18 protein-coding genes are annotated in these 21,161 nt (G+C 54.7%); 8 read left to right on the forward strand and 10 right to left on the reverse strand.

The features are described from left to right. Positions 1–79: 79 nt before the first annotated feature. The 7 genes from ACN9MW_RS31260 to ACN9MW_RS31290 all read right to left on the reverse strand — a co-directional run bounded on the left by ACN9MW_RS31260 (position 80) and on the right by ACN9MW_RS31290 (position 8,462). Positions 80–208 (reverse strand): hypothetical protein, encoded by a 129-nt coding sequence (locus tag ACN9MW_RS31260; protein WP_426172560.1) that lies wholly within the window; start codon positions 206–208, stop codon positions 80–82. A gap of 628 nt (positions 209–836) precedes the next feature. Next, a complete protein-coding gene (locus tag ACN9MW_RS31265; protein WP_426172561.1) occupies positions 837–1,949 on the reverse strand; it encodes a DUF7146 domain-containing protein in 1,113 nt (370 codons plus the stop codon). Between the two features lie 167 nt (positions 1,950–2,116). After that, positions 2,117–2,671: a single-stranded DNA-binding protein gene (ssb, locus tag ACN9MW_RS31270; protein ID WP_426172563.1), complete on the reverse strand. Its 555-nt coding sequence runs from the start codon at positions 2,669–2,671 to the stop codon at positions 2,117–2,119. Positions 2,672–3,023: 352 nt separating this feature from the next. Continuing rightward, positions 3,024–5,456 (reverse strand): hypothetical protein, encoded by a 2,433-nt coding sequence (locus ACN9MW_RS31275; protein ID WP_426172564.1) that lies wholly within the window; start codon positions 5,454–5,456, stop codon positions 3,024–3,026. Positions 5,457–5,646: 190 nt separating this feature from the next. Next, entirely contained in the window at positions 5,647–6,192 is a 546-nt protein-coding gene (locus ACN9MW_RS31280) for a phospholipase D family protein (RefSeq protein ID WP_426172565.1), read from the reverse strand. A 52-nt stretch (positions 6,193–6,244) separates the two neighbouring features. Further along, entirely contained in the window at positions 6,245–7,519 is a 1,275-nt protein-coding gene (locus tag ACN9MW_RS31285; RefSeq protein WP_426172566.1) for a metallophosphoesterase family protein, read from the reverse strand. 133 nt (positions 7,520–7,652) lie between these two features. Further along, positions 7,653–8,462 (reverse strand): hypothetical protein, encoded by an 810-nt coding sequence (locus tag ACN9MW_RS31290; protein WP_426172568.1) that lies wholly within the window; start codon positions 8,460–8,462, stop codon positions 7,653–7,655. Positions 8,463–8,618: 156 nt separating this feature from the next. Here ACN9MW_RS31290 and ACN9MW_RS31295 point away from each other — a divergent pair, with 156 nt between their 5' ends. Then, positions 8,619–8,876 carry a hypothetical protein gene (locus ACN9MW_RS31295; protein WP_426172569.1) on the forward strand — a complete coding sequence of 86 codons (258 nt, stop codon included), beginning with the start codon at positions 8,619–8,621 and terminating at the stop codon, positions 8,874–8,876. A gap of 2 nt (positions 8,877–8,878) precedes the next feature. On the opposite strand, the gene ACN9MW_RS31300 is transcribed toward ACN9MW_RS31295, so the two are convergent. Beyond that, a complete protein-coding gene (locus tag ACN9MW_RS31300; protein WP_426172570.1) occupies positions 8,879–9,319 on the reverse strand; it encodes a hypothetical protein in 441 nt (146 codons plus the stop codon). Positions 9,320–9,861: 542 nt separating this feature from the next. On the opposite strand from ACN9MW_RS31300, the gene ACN9MW_RS31305 reads away from it, so the two are divergent. The 3 genes from ACN9MW_RS31305 (at position 9,862) to ACN9MW_RS31315 (ending at position 14,278) form a co-directional block, all read left to right on the forward strand. Continuing rightward, a complete protein-coding gene (locus tag ACN9MW_RS31305; protein WP_426172572.1) occupies positions 9,862–10,839 on the forward strand; it encodes a tyrosine-type recombinase/integrase in 978 nt (325 codons plus the stop codon). Continuing rightward, positions 10,826–11,680 carry a hypothetical protein gene (locus ACN9MW_RS31310; protein WP_426172574.1) on the forward strand — a complete coding sequence of 285 codons (855 nt, stop codon included), beginning with the start codon at positions 10,826–10,828 and terminating at the stop codon, positions 11,678–11,680. The genes ACN9MW_RS31305 and ACN9MW_RS31310 overlap by 14 nt, the downstream gene beginning before the upstream one ends. Positions 11,681–12,910: 1,230 nt before the next feature. Then, complete coding sequence (locus ACN9MW_RS31315) at positions 12,911–14,278, forward strand: replication initiation protein (protein WP_426172575.1); 1,368 nt, start codon at positions 12,911–12,913, stop codon at positions 14,276–14,278. Between the two features lie 85 nt (positions 14,279–14,363). Here ACN9MW_RS31315 and ACN9MW_RS31320 read toward each other — a convergent pair whose 3' ends face one another. Both ACN9MW_RS31320 and ACN9MW_RS31325 read right to left on the reverse strand, forming a co-directional pair. Beyond that, a complete protein-coding gene (locus tag ACN9MW_RS31320; protein ID WP_426172576.1) occupies positions 14,364–15,365 on the reverse strand; it encodes a ParB/RepB/Spo0J family partition protein in 1,002 nt (333 codons plus the stop codon). After that, positions 15,362–16,063 (reverse strand): AAA family ATPase, encoded by a 702-nt coding sequence (locus ACN9MW_RS31325; RefSeq protein WP_426172577.1) that lies wholly within the window; start codon positions 16,061–16,063, stop codon positions 15,362–15,364. Before ACN9MW_RS31325 ends, ACN9MW_RS31320 begins: the two co-directional genes overlap by 4 nt. Positions 16,064–17,294: 1,231 nt before the next feature. Here ACN9MW_RS31325 and ACN9MW_RS31330 point away from each other — a divergent pair. The 4 genes from ACN9MW_RS31330 (at position 17,295) to ACN9MW_RS31345 (ending at position 21,160) form a co-directional block, all read left to right on the forward strand. Then, the gene (locus ACN9MW_RS31330; RefSeq protein ID WP_426172578.1) at positions 17,295–17,714 is read left to right on the forward strand and encodes a hypothetical protein; all 420 of its coding nucleotides are present in this window, start codon (positions 17,295–17,297) and stop codon (positions 17,712–17,714) included. Positions 17,715–17,846: 132 nt separating this feature from the next. Further along, entirely contained in the window at positions 17,847–18,500 is a 654-nt protein-coding gene (locus ACN9MW_RS31335; RefSeq protein ID WP_426172579.1) for a hypothetical protein, read from the forward strand. Between the two features lie 88 nt (positions 18,501–18,588). Further along, the gene (locus ACN9MW_RS31340; protein ID WP_426172580.1) at positions 18,589–19,737 is read left to right on the forward strand and encodes a merozoite surface protein 3b; all 1,149 of its coding nucleotides are present in this window, start codon (positions 18,589–18,591) and stop codon (positions 19,735–19,737) included. Then, a complete protein-coding gene (locus ACN9MW_RS31345; protein ID WP_426172581.1) occupies positions 19,730–21,160 on the forward strand; it encodes a DUF6384 family protein in 1,431 nt (476 codons plus the stop codon). The genes ACN9MW_RS31340 and ACN9MW_RS31345 overlap by 8 nt, the downstream gene beginning before the upstream one ends. Position 21,161: the final 1 nt, after the last annotated feature.

Here is a 21,161-nt window from a genome sequence, read left to right on the forward strand (position 1 = left end):
CGCGAATGCACAAAGTGTTGGATAACCAGGCGCTTTAGTCGCCTGGTAAGTTTCGGATTGACTGCGGGCCGAACGGTTCTTAGTGCATGGTTGCTGGGGCTGGTTGGTCGTCGGCGAACGTACCGGTGACTTCACCGTTCACTTCGAAGTAAGCGCCGTCGAAGGGGCTCAGATCGTAGTCGTTGACCATTGCGAGAAAGTCTTGCATTTCCATTTTGAGGCTCCTGATTTTTGCCGCGAAAGCGACGTTGAAAAAAAGGAGTTGCCGTGAAGGCTTACCAGCGTGGACGTTGGTAAGCAATGAGGAGTGGAGAGCCCCATCCTGTTCGGAGGGGCCGGTATTACAGGATGATAAAGATCTTCGTCAGGCTTAGCACGCATGTCGCCATGCTCAAACCCAGGAAGAGTGATTGCGCAGCCGGCCGAAGATACGTGAATCCGAGTAGCGGGCCAACGGACATACTGAAGACCGTACACAGCATTATCCAGTTGATGGACGGTCGGTCGGCATAGTCGCTCAATAGAGACGCGAAGATGCACGCTGTCAGCGAAAACGTCAAACTGCAGATAACGCCGATAGCCGCGTTGGTTGCATCGAAAACGCTGCGTGGAAGCACAACGGATTTCATGAGATGACTCCTTAGTTTTACCGCGATGCGGCTGGAAGAAAGGAGTAGCTGATTAGCTTTCCGGGGCGTGCATGGAAAACTAGAAGGTGGGGAATGTGCCGAAGATCGACGGTGTAATCATACACGAATGCGTCGATAAGGCAACCGATCGGTTGAAAAGATATCGACACCCCAATGTAACTGGGGCGTCGATGTTTGCTTTGTTGGTCATGCGTGAGCCAGTCCGCGAGCCTGAAGCGTTGGCGCAGGACGCTTTGCAATCGAGGTGAGCGTCTCCGCCACTCTCTTACAAATCTCGTTCCATACGTCAGCGTAGTCCTGTCCCTCAATTTCAGGGAATCTAACTTCAACCTCAAAGCCTTCGGCTTCAAGCTTTGCCTTGGCCATCATTGCGTGATGTTTACCCGGACGGTGTCCGTCCTTGCAGCATTGGCATTCGTACTTCACCTTCGTTTGAACAACACGATCGTGATCGGCAAAAATGATGACTTTGTCGAATCGGTCGCGTGGGACATCAGCGATCGCCAGGTTTCCTGCGTTGACGAAAGACCATACGTTCACGCGGTTTTGGTAACCGGTGAGAACTGCTACGCCGGTTTCGATTCCCTCGACAGCCGCCAGCACTCGGGATTCGGGCACTGCGTTCAGTCGAATGGCTGCACCGCGAAGTTTGCGCACTCCTCCCATCATCTTCTTTGGCATATCCACTGGTGCTTTGAATCCGTCCTTGGTGAGAAACGTCCGGTGCAGATTGACCGGGGTCCCTTTACCATCAACGATCCGAGCCAGCATGACCCAAAACTTGCCTTTGCAAACCGCCTTATCGTCCACGAACTCGTAATACTTCATCCCAGGGTGAACGCGGATCGAATTGCTCAGGTGTTGGCTGTCGAATTTTGGAACGCGGTTCCCAAGGTACCTGGTCACTGGATCCTGGCCCGTTCGAGCTCTTGCTGTCGACCAAGCCCAGTCCAACTTTGGCTTGTTCTTCGCTATCTCCTCTTCGGTCAGTTCGACGTCGGCCAATTGAATGGGCCTGCCGACGATAGGTTCCTTGATTACGGCAGTGGGATCGAATTCTTCCAGCTCTCGCAACACTGTGAAGCTCGATTTACCGGTTACCTTTTGAATTAATGAATAGCCGTTACCTGGGCCACAATGCTGGCAATACCAGGTACCTGCCCCTTGTTTTTCATCGAATCTGAAGCGGTCTTTGCCCCCACAAATCGGGCACGGTCCAGCCTTCTTGCGCAGAAAATCTTCGGGAACGCCCAGAGCAACGAGCGCCTTGGGCCATTCAATTTTAGAGAAATCAAGCATTTTTGCCTCCTTGCCGAAAGTCGGCGTTAGAAATGGGCAAAGCGCTCGGTATGAGGCTTTCTTGAGCTCTGCTCAAGGAAACCGGTGTGAATCCTTGTGCTGCCCAGGCGGGCAGCATTTGGATTGATTAGTACTCGTTGTAGTAGTTGAGAGAATCTGCGCCGGCCCTAAAAAGGGATGTCGAAATCGTCATCCATGCCGGCGTATTGCTGCGATGGACGAGGTCCTGGGTTCGGCGGAGGCCCACCAGCACCGCCTCCTTGCGATCGTGCTGGTGGAGTTGGTTGCGCTGCTGGACGTGGAGCTGATGCAGGTCGTGGCGCAGGACGAGCTTGTGGCGTGTCATAACCTGCGTCTTCGCCGGCGTCATTGGCACCGCCTTCGTTGCCGCGCCCGCCAAGCATTTGCAAGTTCTCCGCAATGATATCAGTGGCGTATTTCTCGATGCCGTCCTTGTCCGTATATTTTCGAGTTTGCAGGCGCCCTTCCACGTAGACCGAAGATCCTTTCTTCAGGTATTGGCTTACGATCTCAGCCAGGCGGCCGAAGAACGAGATCCGATGCCACTCGGTGAGCTCCTTCTGCTCGCCGGTGTTGCGATCCTTCGAACGGTAGCTGGTGGCCACTGCAATGTTGGCGATGGCGTCGCCGCTTGGCATATAGCGGACCTCGGGATCGCGGCCCAAATTCCCTACGATGATTACTTTGTTGACTGAAGCCATGCTGATTCCTTTCGGGTGATGAACTGCAGGTGGTCAAATCGCTCGGCGCTGAGAGCGTCGAACACGGTGAACCCTGCAGAAGAGGATGAGAATGATTTGCCGCGGAACGGCAAGGAGGAATCAAGAGCTTGGGCCAAGCTTTCCGAATTCGTTATCGGGAAGCTAAGGGAGTAAGGCGGGGATTGTAGATGCCGGTGTACCGACACCCCGATCATAGCGGAAGTCAATCTGTTTGTGAAGCCGGTACAAATAGATCATGGGGCTGCCGATCAATTGCAGGACGCGGCGCGGGGATTATGGAAAAGGCTTCACTACCCGACGCTCGCGCGCCAGGTAGTGAATTGTCGAAAGGTCAGAGTTTGCCAACATCGATTACGTGATCCGCAAACTCCCAAAGCTCCGGTGTTTGTGAGATGAAGTACTCCCGGCCGTAGCCTCCTTTCCCGAGGACCGCTCTTTTCATTTGCATGAATTGCCGCTTTCGCTCTGGATCGAGCGCACCGTCAGCTTCGTCCGTGAACAAGGTGTGATACTGCATACCATTGGACTGACTGACATGCAGCGCAATCGCTCTCGTCAAGCATTCGTTGACCCAAACCTGTTCACCACCAGACATGTCGTCGAGGGACGTTGGTTCGCCACCGCGACTATCGAATACTTTGATTGCGAACGTTTCACGCGTGTCGCCGGCGAGGGTTTCACGTTGAGTGTCCAGTCGGACTGTGAATCGGTTATCGAAGTCCGACTGCAGCAGATCGTTGCAAAGACTTGAGATCTCCGGGCCGGCGTCATCGATCGACAAGGCAATGAGTCCATCGTTGCCCAGGCCCTTTTCCAGCAGCTTGAACTTGGCGATTTCGTCAGACAGCAGATTGGCCATCATTTCGATTTCTCTTGTTCGCATCAAGGTGTCGGTATGGACCTCGATCTTGGCGAGCAACGTCACTTTGGTTGACCCGATTGCCGCCATTTGCTTTTCGCAGTTCTCAAGCTGTTTCGATGCACTGTTGATGGCTTCAACTGCCGCCTTGAACTCGCCTTCGGAAATGCCATGAGAAAGCTTGTTAAGGCGATCCTGCAAAGTCTGGCTTCGGGAGCAGTACTCAACCTCGGTGACACGTAAGACTTCGTCCGCTTGAGTCTTTGCATTGGCCGTTTCGTGTTTCAAATGCTGACGGCGTTCTTCAATTTCGCGCAAGCGAAGCTGCAACTGTTCAAGCTCCTTTCCGATTTCTGGAATGCGTGCTTTTGCTTGTACGATCAGCTCCTGCCTGGAGGCAGTGAGAGCGAGCTTCTCGATGCCTTCAGCCAGCGTTTTGCGCTGAATTGTAAGCTGTTCGATCACTTTCTCTACGTTGCCTGCCGAAGCAAGTTGCTGCTCCAGTGCCTGAACCTGCTGGTTCAAGGACCCGTAACCCTTGCGGAGTTCAGAGATCTCCAACTCTTCGGTTACCAGTTGCGCTCCTGCCCGCCTGGCGTGCTCGAGTAAGGGACAGGATCGCTGCATTTCTGACCCGTGGCAAGGAACCGCATTCACCAAGGAGTGTGTCTCCTGCAGCGACTTGATGGTAATTGCCTTGGCTTGGCCACTGGTTTGAAGCGTCGCGCGGTGGGTTACCAATTGCCGCAGTTCATTGTGAACCGGGCGCATGGCTGCCACTTGTGCGTGACTTGCCGCGATTTGCGACTCGATTGCGCTGAGTGCGACGCGCTGCTCTGGCAGAGCAGCTATCGCACGTAAAACTGTCGATTCGTCGTCGACCATGGTGGCTGCTCGATCGCGCTCCTGGGCCAACTGCTCGAGCCGGCGGTTGATACGTTTCGACTCATCATCCAACCGAACTAGTTCGGCTTGATGCGAGCAGGTCGTTTCGTTGAGCAGCTGCTGATGTTTCGCGACGAAACGGCGATGGTCTGCCGAAGCCTGCTCCATCTGGCGCTGAAGAAATGTGCGCTCTTCGACTTCCTTGACGAGCGATTCGTTCCGAGCATCTAACGTGGCTTTGACCAAATTGGCAGCATGCAGATCCTGTTCGATAGCGATCCGACGCGCCCGTTCTTGCTGTGCTTGAACCTCAAGCGCAGTCATCGACTCCTTGGCGGAAGTGATGGACTCCTTTGCAAGGCGCCCAAGGGCTAACTGCTCTTGCAGCCCTTCAAGTTCCGACTGAAACAATTTCCCCACCTTGTTCGCGTTGGCGGCCAAAGTCCTATACTGCCCCAGGTTGAGGATCGAGGCCAACAGCGCCTTGATTTCAGATGTGCCGTACTCGACTAGAGCCCGACGACGCTGCGCAGAAAACTGTGATGTAAAGAAGCGCTCCGGGACACCGAGAATCGCATCCAAACAGCGATCATAAGTGTCTGCCTTGCCATCTGACAAAGTTCCTTCGACGGTCTGGACAGGCTCCCATTCACCGTTCCCGTTTTGCTTCTGGAACAGGTAGTAGTCCGCCTTCTTTGTGGTGCCGCGGAGTTTAAAGCTGAACTCCGAACGGTAGTGCGCGCCGGCGTGCTCCCAATCGAGGATCTTCTCTGCATTGGGTGAGCACAGGTGGTCCCAGTACGAGAACCCGCCTGGGCCTAGCGTGGTCGACCGAGATGGCATGAGTCGGTACGGGTGCATGTTGTCCAGGATCGTGGTCTTCCCCTTCCCGTTGATACCGACGATGGCCACCAGCTGGTGCTCGTCGGGGATTGAGCTGAAGTCGAACGTGAACGTGTCACGACCGAGTCCTTTTTTTATGCCAACAAAACCTGTCAGCGTAATCTTGATTGGTTTCATATGAACTCCATTCCGCATCGCGGTGATTGAATGGAGTAGCCGATTGGTCGGCTTTCTGATGCCAGTGCATGAGAAAGCGAGAGGTGGGATTTGCCGAGAGATCGACAGTCCGATGATACCGGACTTATGTGGACCCGCCAAGAAGCTTCACGCGCTCTTGACCTGTTGTGTCGAAGAGCGCGTGAGTTGTTTAGTAGCGCGGTTGGAAGGTAGTGCCCAAGTTCCAACGCGACTGCCAGTGTTCGAGATACTTTGCGGCGACCGAAGGCGAGTGCCAGCAGACATTGGCATTTTCGGAGTTTTTAGTGGCTGCGGCCGCACTGAAGTTGTACGAACCGAACTCGACGTGTTGCCCGTCTACCAAAATTGCTTTGTCGTGGTGGATGGCGAACTTGTCGATCGTGCGAACAGAGGCGCCTGCCGACGACAGGGCCGACAGCGCTGCCACGCTATATCGACTAGAAAGGTTGCTCGCATCGGCGACGATGGCGACGTTGACGTTGCGGCGCCGCGCATCGATCAGTTCTTTCACAACCTCTTTGGCGGTGAAGCTATAAGCCAGGATTTTGATATCCTGCCTTGCGCTCCTGATCGTTTTCAGCACCAATGCCTCAGCACTGCCTTCTGGCGAAAAGCCTACTTCAAAGTTAGGGCACGTGGTCGGTGCAGCTGCTGCAGCCTGGCCGGCGGCCAGGGCAAACAGTACGGATACGATGGTGATCTGAACGACTTTCATAAGTTTCCTTGTAAAGAATTGCCCTATACCGGATGGCATAGGGCGTGGTTGGTCAAATGGCCATACTGGCCAGGCTTTGTTTCGGCGCCGTTGGCAACGATTGATCCTTCGCCTGTGCCGTCAATGCACCGAGGCGCCTACGGAATGCCGTCACGATGTCGACGGGATCTTGTGAGCGCAAAGTGGCCAAGCGATCGAGGAGACCCTCGATCGGAGTCTGCGTATGCTCTGCCCATTTCACGAAACGCTCTTCCAAGGCCGGCAATGCCGATATGCCGGCGCAACGTTGTCGTTGAATAGGCAGGACATTGCCCTCGATCTTCAGCTCTGCTGCACGCTGGAGAAGGTCCTTGATACCGTTACGATCAACGGTCTTGGCATACTCCTCGTCGACCGAGTAGCGCACCCGCACGTAGGCGCCTTCGCATTGCTCGATGACTTCCGCCAGCTGCGCGAGATCTGGGGCTCCGTCAAACGCAATATCGATCATCCGTCGGGACGGAGTTGCGATTGGTTCGATGGATGCGGTCGAAGCTTCAACATCCCAGAGCAGGAAGTACTTTTCCCCAATTTCGCCATAGTGAAAACGCCCAACGGACCCCGGATAGGCAGCCCGCTGCTCCACGTTATGGTGATTGCGTTCCCACGCCTGGTGCTTGTGGATGTGGCCAAGCATGACGGCCGACGTGCCAGCTGAAAACAGAGAGCCGGCGGTGAACTCATGGTCTTGGCCAACCATCGGCACCCCTGCTTCAGTCATTGAGCCGTCAATCGTACCGTGCGTGACAAGTACCGTCGGCACGCCCTGGGCGCGCAGGCGATCATTGGCGGGGCCGAACGACGCCAACAAAACAGCGAGATGTTCTCCCATCGCCTCATTGGCATTCTCCGCGCCAACTTGCAGCGCCAGGTCGGCCTTGTTCACCGTGGGGACGCAGGTGACGACCAGGTCGTATCCCGTGTTGTGCGGATCGAAAGTACCCCATTGCCCATGCTGCAGGCCGATCATCTCGATGCGGTCCGAAACGACGATCGGGTGCTTGGCGCCGATCATGCCCAAGATGTGCAGCATGCCGGCCGGCTCATGGAAAAACGTCCCTTGGATCAGGAGGACCGGGCAATGGTCTGCCAGCTGCTTCAGCCTCTTGGCCAAGGCCAGAAATGCCGGTGAATGGGCTTCCAGACGATGATCCGTGCTGTCGCCAGAGATAATTGCTGCTTCAACGTTGCGCCTGATGCCCTCTTCTACAGCAAAGCCGAAGCAACGGTCTGCTTCGACCAGGTTGGTTGGTGAATAGTGGAGGTCTGATGCGTGCATGATTTTCATGGTGGTTCACTCCTTTGCCGCGGTGCGGCGTATGAAATGGAGGAGCCAAGCTCTGTGCTGCGGCGGCAGGACAGAACGTGAAGGGTCAGGAAGGAAAGGGCCCACACTCGAAAGTGTGGGGCTCTTTAGAAGGCTAGTCGAAAGACCAGCCGGTGACGTTGACGAAATCCGAGACTTTATCTAAGTACACCTGGCCGGAAGCCTTGTTGTCCTGGAACAGGAGCTGTATGGTCTTCTTGATCATGTCGCGACAGTTCCGAGCGACGATACTGCGGACGACGTGGATGTCGATTTCCATCATGTCGCAAACCCATTCGCTGCTGATCTGAACTTCCTGCGGGTGCAGAGAGTACATCCAGATGATGGCGTTGACCATGTCCAGCGTGCGCATCACCTTGCGCCGCTGCTCTGGGACTGCTTTCCGGAACAACTGCACCTTCGTTGGAAGTGTGACGCCGGCGAATCCCTTGTAGCCAATGTCGTAGACGAAGCGGTTGAACATCAACTTGGCCAACTTGAGGTCCAGTTCATCTTCGTTTTGCAGGTCCACAGCGGGAAAAGGTCCGGCATCAACAGCCTCGTCGACGTCCGGTTCGGCGTCTAACTCATATTCAGGTTCTGGCGCCACAGGAACAGGTTCGGGCACAAAGACGCCTTTGCGGAAGTCCTTTGGGTGTGGCCAGCGCACCGGCACGCCATTGACTGGACGGCCAGATGGCCACAGGTCCATTTGATCCTGTTTGGAGTAGATCCGTCGGGGTTTGCGGAGTGGAGGGGGGGCTGGCGTGGGTTTGGCCAGGCGGAAGGCAAGTTCGTTGTAGCAGGGAGGAGTGTATTGTTGTTGGTCCTGATTTGCGAGTTGTTCGATGCTGCTTGTTGAGTGAATTCCAGGCAGATCGTACTGCCTTGAGTCGATCTGTATTCGGAAAGTTGCGGGTGGCATAACACCTCCATTTTTTTGCCGCGGAGCGGCGGAAGAAATGGGGGCCCGTAAAGAGGGATAGTGCTTCGATCAGCGAAGGACTATCCAGGTAGGAAATAACTTGCAGCCTGACTTTCGGTGCTTACAATCGCCCTATTCTCAACTTGAAAGGCATCAATGCGTAGCAAGGATCAAAACGACTGGGCAGAGAACGAATACTCCGCCTGGCTGCAGCAAGTGGGTGGTGTGCATGGCATGCCGGCAGCGAGCGACGAGCAAGTGGTCGCAGTAGTGAGTGACGCAATAAGGGAGCAGAATCCACGCGTTAAGGCGGAACTGTGGGTCGAGGGTGCGAACCTCTGCATGGCGATGGCCGACAAGACTCTGGGGGCCCAGGGTCTTGTCACCACCAGTCTAGCGCTGACGAAGCACTGACTTTAGTTCAGCAAAGCCATCTTTGCCATCGAGCGGGCCGTGCGCACGTTGCGGAACACGCGCTCGTTCTCGATGCAAGGTTCGGCCTCGATGTTTTCCAGTTCATTCAGCACTTGCTGTGCTGACTTCGTGTTTTGAGCCGCCTTGAACACGGTTTCCCAGAACTCGGCCGCGTGGACCGGATACTGCGAATAACTTTGCGTGCCATTCGGTTGCTTCAGGATTGCCGTGTGAGCAGCTGTTGCTGCTTTGGTCAGGATTGCGTTGCTTGCGTTTTTCATGAGGAGCTCCAGATTTTTCCGCGATGCGGGTTGAGAAATCTGAGCTGCGGGCGGCGCCGCTAACCAGGTGTGCTGGTTAAAGGCCGAGTGTGGAAAGCGTAGGATTGCCGAAGGTTCGACAGGCGTAATGTACCCCAGCTGGTTGGGGTTGTCTAGCGGCATCGATATTATCGCAACTGGTTGCGTGATATCGGTGCGCCAATCCGATGGCGCTTCCCAAAACCCGTTTTCAAATCAACTGTGTGTCGTAGCTCGCATGCGGCTCTGTGCGTCGCCCTGGACGACCCATACGGCTCCTAGCGTTGTCCTCAGCAATGGCAAATATTGCGAATAATTCGTCGCCACTCTCGCCCTGGACGCGAGAGCCTTCACCCAAACTGGGCCCGCCTCCCGCAAATAACGCACTTGCCTGGTCAAAGATGGTTGCCACAATTATATATTGCAACAAACCACGATAGAAGGAATTGACAACATAGGCAAGCTCACCCGTCCCGGGCTACTCGACGACCGATGACCCTGGCCGCCCCGCCGGCGCGGTGCTAAGAGAGCTAAAAGAACATAAAGAGCAAAGAGAGAGCAGAGAGACCCCCTCCCCCGGGCCGGCCGGAGTCCGAGGCGGTCGAGTTTCCCCTTGGGGTCAACCGGCTATATTCGTCGTTTGTTGTAAAATGATATAATAGCAACTGTGTTTTTGAGGAGCGAAGATGTCGAAAATTGCTGAATGGGATAGCGACCCTGTTGCCGCTTTTGAGGTGTTCATCCGATCGCCAGAGTTCCTGGCCACCAGCAAACGCCCGCGGAAAGAAGATGCTGACCTCCCTCCCCTTTCCGACCAATCCGTCGCGGTGTATTCGTTCATGTTCCAAAAATTCGCGACCTGGTTGAAGAGCCGCGGTCTCACTATGTCGACCTTGGACGGCCAGGCATTGTATGCGTTTCTCGACAAGCGTGGGGACGAAGGCCAGTTTGAAATCAAGAGCCGTATCGCTCACCGGTACGTGCGCCTGATCGATCGATGTTTCGAGCATATCGGCATCCATCCCAACCCAGCCCAGATAGCGCTGCGCGATGACAGGGCCGGCGGGCATCGGCTAGGCAAAGACGGAGAGATGGATGCTTTGACCGAGGCCGAGCAGCAGAGGTTCGTCGACGCTTTGCCTGATCGCACCGGCACCTGGAAGGACCGACGCAATCGCGCCATGCAGCTGGTGATGCTCAACGCAGGCCTGAAGGTAGCGGAGGTCGTTGGCCTGCAGATGTCCGAGGTCGGCCGGCAGCGTGGACTCGATGGATCACTTCGCCTCGCCATCACTCCCCAGGGCAAGCACGACTCGAGCTATGCGCATGAGGCTTTCGTGCGCGCTGACGCCGTCGACGAGCTGCTCGAATGGATCGAGGAGCGTCGGCGCATGCCGCTCCTGGGAACGTTGGTCTTCCCGGCGAATTTCCGCGGCGACGCGATTGACCGCACCACGGTATACCGCCAGGTTCGAAAAACCTTTGAGCGCGCGGACCTGCCTGTGATCCGATCGGGCGGCCGCACCTTGCGCAACACGTTCGCAGTGGAAGAATACGACAAGGACACCGTCGCCGAATTGGTCGAGTATCTTGGCCTGGCTCTGCCTCGGTCGGTGGACGCGTACCGACTCAAACAGAAAGCCATGAAAAATGAACCTCGCTGACATCAATCGCGTGCTGGCCGCCGCCGCCCTTCCCTGCCTGGATCGCGGCCAGGTGCAGGCGCTGGTCGACGCCGGCGCCTTCCAACAGTTTGCCCAGGACCTGGCCCTGTTTAGCGACCTGCCAGGACAGAAGCTCGCGCTTGAGCTGGTGGTGCGAAGCCTGTCGCCGTCGGTGAGGTCGACGCTTGAGAGCGTTGGACTGGAGGCGCCGCTCAATATTCTTCTGCCGATCGCGCGGCGCGAACAACTGATGTTGTTCAAGGCCCTTCACGCCCTTCGGCTCAATTCGTCCCAAAAGAACGAGTCGGTGATTTATCTCCGGTCGCTCGGCCTCCCAGCCCTTCCCTGGCAGGCAGCACAGTCATCACGCGCGACAACGCCGGCCCCCCCGCCCTACTTTTCATTCAAAGTATTCGGGAAGTCGGCGGCCTTATGTTTTGCCGAAGGAACGACGCGACAGGACGGTCAACACACCATCAACATCGAGGGCGCGATTGCTCTCGGCTCGAACGGACAACGTACGTACGATTGGAAAAACAAGATCATCCTGCAGTTGATGCCTGGCGAGCTTTACCAGTTGCTTGCCTTCTTCGAAGGATCTGCACAAGACGTCAAGTTTGAAGGACACGGGGTAAAGCATGACAAGGCGTTGCACCTCGAGCGCCAGGCAAACAAGTCGTTTCTTGCCCGGCTCTTCCAAAAAGGACGCGGTGTCGTCCTGGTTCCGATTTCTGCCCACGATGCGGCCCGTATTCTTTCTTTAACCTATAAGCAGGTTCTCACCAATGAGCCTCATCAAACATTGGATGCCATCCGCAGCACCCTTGCTCACCTGGCATAGCCTTCGGCACCGCACTCACCTCTTTACTACTCGAACCCCAGTCCGAAACATTTTGGCTAAGTAGGTACTCACCCCTTCACTACATTTTTGGTGACCTTTTCGTTGGCCTGATTCTCGATCTGCTGCACGTTTGGCTTGGGCGTCACGAGGTTAGCAAACGCTGGGCCCACGCCCAGAGCTGCATTCTCTCTACGCTTGCAAAGCAAAGTCACCAAATTTGTAGGAGTCGTTTCGAATTCTCGACAGCATTCGTCGTCGAACCAAACCGACTACAATTTCAGTGACCTTTACACTGTTAGCGCGCCCAGCACCGGGCCAATCGCCTACAATTTCGGTGACCTTTCCCGCTGAAACGGCATGATTAAGTAGTGTATGAGGGAGCCGCCGACGGTCTTGCCTACAATTTTGGTGACCTTACAGAGCGTCAGACGCCAGAGTTTCTGCAAAATGAACGACATGACAACAGTTCAATCCACACTCGCCTACAAATTTGGTGACCTTTGCCAAATTGTTGAGCATATCCAGCCTGTGAATAACCTCACAAACTCAGTGACCTTGCCCTACACACTTGGTGACCATACGTATTCGCCGGGATTCCAGGATCTACAAAAACGGTGACCTTTACTGGCCTGGAAATGACCTTGTCCTACAATTCCGGTGACCTTGCTCAACCTAATTATGACTTTCTAACTGTAACGTGTTGATTTTAAAGGTTTTGGTGTATCGCTTAGTAAGTAGGTTTAGTTATATAAAACAACCTACTACCCACCCTCAAGCGGTGGATAACCGAACTCCAGCGCGTTCAAGGTCACCGAAATTGTTCTGCTCTGCAGCAATTCATCGATCAAGAGGATGGACGGAACGAATGATCTCCGCAATTTACAATTCCGGTGACCTTGAGATACATTTTTTGTGACCTTGCCACCCTCAGCCACAAACGTGCCTACAATTTTGGTGACCTTGAGATTCGTAATGCTGACTTTCCCCTACAAATTCGGTGACCTTGCCAAGCAGATTTAAGACCTTTCTTAGCTAACTCATTGAATTTTATAGGATCTCGATCCGCTTGTTAGTTAGCTTAGTTTTTAAAAGAAGACTTACTCGACCTCTCCAACTGGGGATAACGTCGCCGAGCACCTTCCGAAATCGAATCTCTAAGGTCACCAAAGTTGTTTTGACACGTTGACCTTTTCCGTGCAGTATGCTGCCATAACGCAAGGAGCAACGGACTTGGATGACTCACGACAACTAGCGCTGGTACTGTACGACACCCTCGCCCCTCAGGGACAAAGTGTCACTCAAGCACCCAATGCTTTGGGCTTTCGCCGCAGTAACGCGTTTGTTCGAATTGTCGACCTGAGTCTATCCGGCCGGCGCCTCGTCGACGTTGCCTATTTCCTGGTTGCTTCAGATCCGGCAATCAAGTCGGAGTATCGCGTGGACTTCGGCCTTTTCAAATGGCTCCTTGGCACGACAAGTGAAAACCGTAGTCACCTAAAGAAAATCATACGAGAGTCCCAGCGGGCGGCAATCGAGCTGACTGGTCCAGACGTTCAAGAGGATAGTTCAATTCCATGGGGTGCCGTCCCTCTCATGGGCCCGGCTTACATCGCCGGTGGAGAGTTCATTTTCGAGCTACCAGAAAGGCTTCAGAAGGCGATCAAAAATCCGGAGGCTACTCACTTCCTAAGCCTGAAGTACGACTTTAAGTCGCTTTACTCAAAGATCCTCTACGACCGTCTACAACCGTATATGGAAGACGGGATTACCCCGTGGTTTGAGGTCGATGCGCTACGAGTTTGGCTCGAGTGCGACAAGAAACAGACCTACAATTTGTTTAAGCACTTCCGCAACAAGGTGCTTGAAGTCGCTGTCACCGAAATTAGTGATGTAACTGGCTTGGACATTTCCATGCTCATGCAAAACGTCCCAGGCTCAAAGAAGGTAGGCAGTGTCCGATTCAAATGGAAGGGCGGCCAACACTCTGATGAACAAAAAACCGCCCTTGTCATCCTGCGAAACACTTATGAAACCCTTCGAAATGAATTCGCTCTGAATCAATCCGAGTTCGATGAGATCATCAAGAATCGGTTGACCTATACCGACGAACGAATTCAACAGGCGATCGAGTACACGCGGCACCAGGCCACAGCTGGCAAAGTGCGACTTCGCGCCGGAGGCTACTTCATGAAGGCTTTGCGGGAAGGATATCTGATTGGATCACTCGATCAACAGATAAGCCTACAACAGGCCGCGAAGACCGAGTTCTCGGCGATGACCGAACAGATAAAGGTTCGCCGAGAGAAAAGTGCCGAGAAGGAATTCACTGCCAAACAGAAGAAGGAATCGGCACTTGGCTGGGAAGCATATCGAGCATTCGATCCATCCATCCAAGAGAGACTTGTTTTCGAGTTCTGCAAGCTGCCGACCTCAAAACTGATCGCAAAGCGCATTGACGTGGCTATTGGCGATCTTCCGAATCACCTTGAAAACGAAGCTGTCTCCATTAGCTTTGGTTCGTTTGTCGCGTTGCAGGTTCATAAAGCATCGAAGGCGGCCGAAGGGGACGCAAGCCTGAACCTTTTCGGCGGCAAATAGATAGCCCCCTGCCCTCTTCGCGAATATTGCCTGGTGAGTGAAGTAGCTGGTGACGGGAGCTGGGGCCCAGCTCCTCGCTTGTGAATCAGTCGGCGAGCTTGAATCGAGCTTGCAACTCCGTGATCAACTCGTGTCGTTCGTTCGGATCCAACAGAGTCACTTCGAGTGATACCTTGCCCGAATCCCAGGTCTTCATCGAACCGATCGCCCTTCCCTCCTGCTGAATTTTGTAGATCCGAGACGTTTGCTTAGGCCTGCGACCTGGCTTCGGAACTTCAAGCTTTTTGCGGATCTCTGTAATTCCGTCCCGCGAAAGCCGGCCTTCGCGGCTACCGTTTGCAGCGTCAACGACAACTTCAATGTCCGCAACATCTTGCAGCAACACGAGTTCGTAAATGATGCTGATGCCAAAGTCGGCAGGATGTTCACGTACGATCGAGAGCACCTCCTCCTTCAGATTCAAAGTAGCCATCGTCTTATTGATCGATGGCAGCGAAATATTGGTTGCCGTGGCGAGATCGGTTTCTGACGTATATATGCCCCTGTCGAGCAGATCGCGCCAGGACAGAGCATTGTCCAGCGTCGTTTGATCTTCCCGTTCTTGATTCTCTCGATAGCTGATCTCGTAGAGTTGGCGATCAGTCAACCCCGGCTTGATAAGCAACAGCATTGGCTTGTTGATGCGGCTGAGCGCCTTAAAGCGATAGTGGCCTGCCGCCAGGACGTATTTTCCGTTCCGGATGGTTGCGATACCAGGGATGTCTTGACCATGAGTCCCGATACTCGCCGCAAGTTCTGCGATTCGAGTCGGCAGGTAGACCCTGCGTGCGTTGAATGGATTCTCAACGATCTGATCGAGATCCACTAATTTCAGCGAACCGTCCGTTTTTTCAGTGAAAGACACATGCGCCTGTGCCGGCGGGGTCGCTTCCGGGATCACCGGTATAGGGGCGACCACCTCGCGATCAACCGCCGCTGGGTTGTGTGGGGCATGAGCACGGGCATGGGCGAAGCGATCACTTAGCGCAGGTGTGGCCGCTGCCGCAGCCGCGGCTCGGCTTGCCATGTCTTTTTTCTTGATCGTCATTTTTTACCTTGTCCTTTCACATTCAGGGTCAGCCCAATTTGCTTTGCGAGCTCCTGCGCGACGGCGTTGATTTCAGTTGTAGCAACCGATGCACCGAACGCGCCTACCGAGCATCCGAACAATTGGCTTTCAGGATATGCATTCCGCATACCCACTTTCGATTTCAAAATAGGCAGTTGCGTACCCTTCACCAGCGTGTCGAGGCAAACATCGAATACTTTGCCCTTGCGGACGACGCTGAGAAGATACGCTGCGTTCAGTGGATCGATCAAACCGCTCTTCTCACGATCTGCCCGCGCCTGTAATACCATCTGTTCTGCTTGCTTTGAGGCCCACACGTTGTCCATTACTGGAATGACGGGAATGATTGCGAAGTCCGCGATCAGTAACGCCGACCATGGTACTTGCGATTCAATCGCTGGCGGGCAATCAATAATGATCACATCGAAGTTGTCCACCAAGGACTGAATTCGGTCCATGAATAGGCTGCCCAATGGGGCCAGTGAAACGACCTCTGCCGGGAATGGTGTCGATGGATCAGCCTGAAGCTCCCACAGCTTCGCAGTGTTTTGCGGGTCCATATCGACGATCAACACCCGCTTACCCATCAACCCCCACGTGCCCCCGATTTGCATCGAGGTCATGGTCTTGGCGCAACCGCCTTTTTGGTTAAACACTACAACGATCTTTGCGGCCATTGTTTCTCCTAACTTTCACCGGTGAAAACGTCACCTACGACGAGATTTTTTGCAATCATAATCTCAGTTTAAAATTGAATCAATATTTATATTAAATATTTGTTGAGAAGTCTCACACAAACACTCGTATTCGCAACTCAGTCTTTTGAAACGTACGTGCCCTTTTGTAGAGAGAGAGTCATGAATCCAGTCCTGTAGAGGTAAGTCCCAGACGCGGCGGACATCGGAGAGGTCTCAATTCGAAATAGCTGCCCCATGCGATCCGAATCCTTACTGCCGTGTGGAACTTGCAAGCGGGCGATCCATAATTGCTGCGCTCACTCATCCCCACGAGTGGCGAACCGCTCACTTTAGGAGGTCAGCTTTCACCGGTGAAAGTTCTCGAGACCGATTCTGCTATTAGGCTGATGAGCAGGATATGAGATTACCCAACCGCGTTTCATAGACAGTCCTAAAACGACTTTCACCGGTGAAAGTGCTACGCGTCCTAGACAGAGCTTTTGCTATGCATTTAGGAATGCTTTAGCTCTCACGCGCCAGGCGGTTTGTGAGAGCCACTTTCACCGGTGAAAGTGGAACGGGGCAATCAAACTCGAATGGTTTTGAGTCCGCGGTCCATAATTGGCATTGCCTGATTCGTTACTGGTAATCGAGGGTGCGGGGCGTACTTTCACCGGTGAAAGTTGCGACGGGTTGCCAAGGTTTTCGAGGGCGCGTCGCCAGTGGCGTTTGCTGTTGGTTCGCCCGTGCTAAGCCGATGTACTTTCACCGGTGAAAGTAAGATCCGTCCGACGTTAAGTGTTCGCTGAATGTCAGGAGTGCTGCACCTGTCCCGCACACCTGCAAATTCGTGGACGCCACTTTCACCGGTGAAAGTGGCGTGGGGCAATCCAATTCGAGGGTTTTGTGCCCGAAGTCGATAATTGTTGTTGTTTGATCGCTTAAGGCGGGTGTGCACTTTCACCGGTGAAAGTGCGTCTGACGCCGTGCTACGCAAACGCTTTGGCGGGAGCACACCTCTGCTATAATCGAGCCGTCGCTGCGCGGCATCCCGGTGATAATTTTATCGAGCCGGCTACCTATTCCTCTTGCTTCCGACTACGCACTTTACCTAAGTGCATAGTTGCGACTCCTGAATTCACCCACCAGTCTCTGGCACTAGTTTCAAATCCCCTCAACCTTGCGGATGCAGTTCCGCAAGGGAGTGCTCCGCATTCTAAGGAGCATCCAAATGCAACTTGCAGCCGCATTGGCGCGAATCCTCCCCACACAGCAAGAGCACGCGCAGCCTACAAATCAGCCCCAGCTTGTATCAGATCAAGCGTTGGAAGCCTGGTCTGAGCTTCAGTGTTTAGCGCACCGCCTCGACTATCAGGACCTTTTCGACTTCTATCCCGATACTGTCATATTCGATGGCGGAAAACTCTTTGATGCCATTGAGATTCATGGCATCAGTCCCGACGGCAACGGAGCACACAATATTGAAAACGGTGACCCGGTGTACTTCTCAATATTCGTTCGCGCAATCGAAGGTGGGATCGAGTGTGTGGGGGACTTTGGGCAACCTAAGCATGCAATCGAGCAAGCCAACCTATTGGCCGACCAATATGGATGGAAGATATTCAACCATCTAACAAATCGGCTAATGTAACGTCCGAGCAACTAATTGCTCGCCATTGTAATAACGGTAGCATCGGCATTTGCTCAGCGCCCCCAATGAAGAGAAGTCTTCGTTGGGGGCGCTTGGCAAGGCCCTGAAATAGAACTTTTCATTGGAATGCTTATGACCTTTTTGTTTGCCTTGATTGTGGCGACCTTTATTCCGATAGCGTTTTTGTTCAAGCGCATCCGCTCTGCGGTGGCACTCGAACAAAGACAAGATGCAGTGGATGTTGCTGGCGTACTGTGCCTCTTGCTGATTGACGCCGGTTTTATGTCCGCGATACTTGCGCGCTCCTGGAGCGACGGGGACACAAATTGGTCGCCTATCCTGATGGCTGTTGGCGGTGTAGGCATGTGTTTTGTCGGTGTTCACCACTTGTGGAGAACATACCGTGGCGTCGATGAGAAGGCATTGAGTGCCAACTGGTCGACCGCCTGGCTGCTCGTCAGCGTCTGCGGCCTCTATCTTGGCTGGACCGGCTTCGATCATTATTTGTTCTGGCAAGATCGCCTCAATGCAGGTATCGCTGCCGACGTGATCTATAAACAGTCAGACATCCAGTGCGACTACCCATATGTGCTGTTAAAGAGGGAAGGGGGCGAAATCACTTACCGCTGTCCTCATAACCTGTTTATGGGGCACCCGATTGGAGAGCCCTTTGTGCCCTGGCCTACCTATTCCACAGGTGTCAGTAAGAACATGCAGGCCGTTCAGGATCGCTTGATGGAAGAGGCGAAAAGACCCTCTGAGGATACTGCTGCCAATGCGCAATGATTAACTTGCGACCAGGCTCTAGCGAAGTACGATGAACATCGCCACTAGTGGCCGCAAGACCCCACTGAACATACGATAGGAGCTTGAGTTGAACGTCACGAATTATCTGGACCGCGCCGTCAAGGCGTTGCGCTCGATTGGATTGAACCTGGCAGAACGCGAACCTACGCCCGTGCTGCCGCTGTTGGACATGGTGCAGCAATACGACGCAACGCGCGTGATGTCGATTGCTGCGACGTTGCAGTACGCCTCGACATTCAATGCAGCGGTCCGGGAGCAGATTGGCGGAATGGATATCTCGGCGCGTTATGCTGACATCGCAGGTGGCTTTACCTCGATCCGCGAGGACGCGGCGCAGATGGCCGGTTGGATGGAAGACGGCAAGTTGGACATGGGCGAGAAGCTCCAGCTGGCGTGGATGAACTTCCGCCGGGGCTCCATTCCAGATCGTTTCGACACCATCAAGAGCGCCTATCTGGCGGTGGCAAAGGCCGCCGACGACCAGATCCAGCGCGAGTCGACGGTGCTGACTGCGTATCAAGATTTTCGCCTGGCGCTCAAGGCAGCGGAAGTCGATGCACAAGACGTACTCCTCATCGCGACTCAGGCATTGAATCAGCGTAAGGCAGCCTTGTCGGCGGCCAGTATGGAAGTGGAGAAGGAGGGGCTGGATGAGCCTACGCGTGTACGGCTGGAACTCGCGCGGGACGAAGCCGTCCGAGCCGTCCAGGTTGAAGACAAGGCCTATCAGATCGTCAAGGACCTGGCCGACGATTTGAAGACCTCATATAACAGCGCGGAGCTGGTGTTTGCCAGGCTGCAGCAGACCCATACTGTCAAGGAACGCCTGTACCAGCGCTCGGTCACGTTCTTCAACACGAATGAAGTCGTGTTCACTGGCCTGGCCGCTTCGTTCACATCGATGTCCGGCCTGGCAGAGTCAACCAATGCCATGAATGCGATGACCGATGGCATTAGCCAGGGCTTGGAGGCGCTGGCCAAGACTGGTGGGAAGCAACTGGAAGCCGGCATGCGCGCAGGTTACGGCCGCACTGTACGAGCGGAATCGGTGCGCGCTCTGGCTGACGCGGTCGTGGAGTTCCAATCCAGTTCGCAAAACCTGATCGAGCAGCTGCGCCAAGAATCCACCCTGGCTGCGCAGGAAATTGCAACGGCGACGGAGCAGGGCAAACAGCGATTTGCCGCCCTGGTCAACAAAGGCGCCACTCATGGGTAACGTCACGCTCACAGAACAGTTGATCGCGATGCAGTGTGTCGACGACATACGTCACGCGCAAATGGCCGTGGACGAACACTTGGACGTCCCAGCGCGTCGAACGGAAGTCGCTAAGCGCATCGCAGATTACTACGTTTCTCAGCAGGTCGAAGTCCCAGTTGATGTCGTTGAGAGCGGTGTGCGCACGTACTTTGACCGCCGGCTGACATTCGAGGCGCCGCGAGCGCCCCGGTTGGCAAACTGGCTGGCCTCGGTCTACGTCACGCGCGGGAATTGGCTCCGACCTCTGCTGACCAGCTCCGTTGTGTTGGCGGGGATCGGTGGTGTCGGCGCGTTCGTGTACAACGACTATGAGTCATTTGCGAATAAACGCGTCGCTGCCGGGATCGAGCACTTCAATGTCAAAACGCGCCACTTGGACGCGGAGCTGACACGCATTCAGACGAATGCGGGGCGCATCCGCACAGAACTCGCTGCCCTGGGCGGGGTGAACGCCACCGCGATTCTTGATCCACTGGACGCCGAGGCCGCCACGGCAGCAGCTGCGCTAAAAGGGGTGGGGCAACCTCTCGTTCCAGTCGACCGGAACAACCGCGATGCGATTGAAGCCCGTGTGGTGAGCGCACGTACTGAACTGGATACCATCGAGGTCTCGCTCGGTAGGGCAGACCGGTTGTTGTCCGACGCATCTGCGGTACTCGGCGCAAAGCGCCAGTTTGACAACCTGGCCGGAACGGATGATTTCCGAAGGTCAGGCCCCATGTCTTCCCACCTGAACACGCAGGCTGCGATCGTCAAGACCGAATTCTTATCGCTGGCGCCGGGCAAGGTTGACCAGGTCAAGAAAGATGTTCGGGCGCTGAGCGACCTCACGGCAGCCATCCCCCAATTGCAGACGGGACGCCAGGACCTAGAGAGGTTGGAACGGCAGTTCGGTCGCATCGGAATGGATGGGAATGACCGCCAGAAGGTCCTGGCGCTGCTGGCGAAAGGGCAGGGGGCGATGCAAGCGATGGACGCCGTCGCCCTTCGTGAAACCGTGAAGGAGCTGGAACAGTTGGCTGAATATGCAACGGTTCCATTGCAGATCAACGTCGTGGATCGCGCCGGTATGAAATCTGGCGTCGAGCGGAACTATAACGCTAGCGGCGGCAAGTCCTGGTACCTGATCGTGGAAGCGTTGGATCCTGCCGGTAATGTCGTCGCGGTCCCCGTTCGAAGCAGTGAAAAGGGCGGGTCGGTGCAATACCGCCCATATTTCGGTGTGCGCGTATCGCACGAGCAGTATGAACTGGTGAAGTCCGAAAAGAAGCAGACCGGACATGTTTCGCACAAGCGCATGGGGGAGAAGTTGGCCAATGCGTTGGTGATCAAATATGCGAACACCTTCTCGAGCGAACCCGAAACGATAATGGAGTGGTAAC

Source organism: Pseudoduganella sp. R-34 (assembly GCF_049904655.1).
GTDB lineage: Bacteria > Pseudomonadota > Gammaproteobacteria > Burkholderiales > Burkholderiaceae_D > Rugamonas.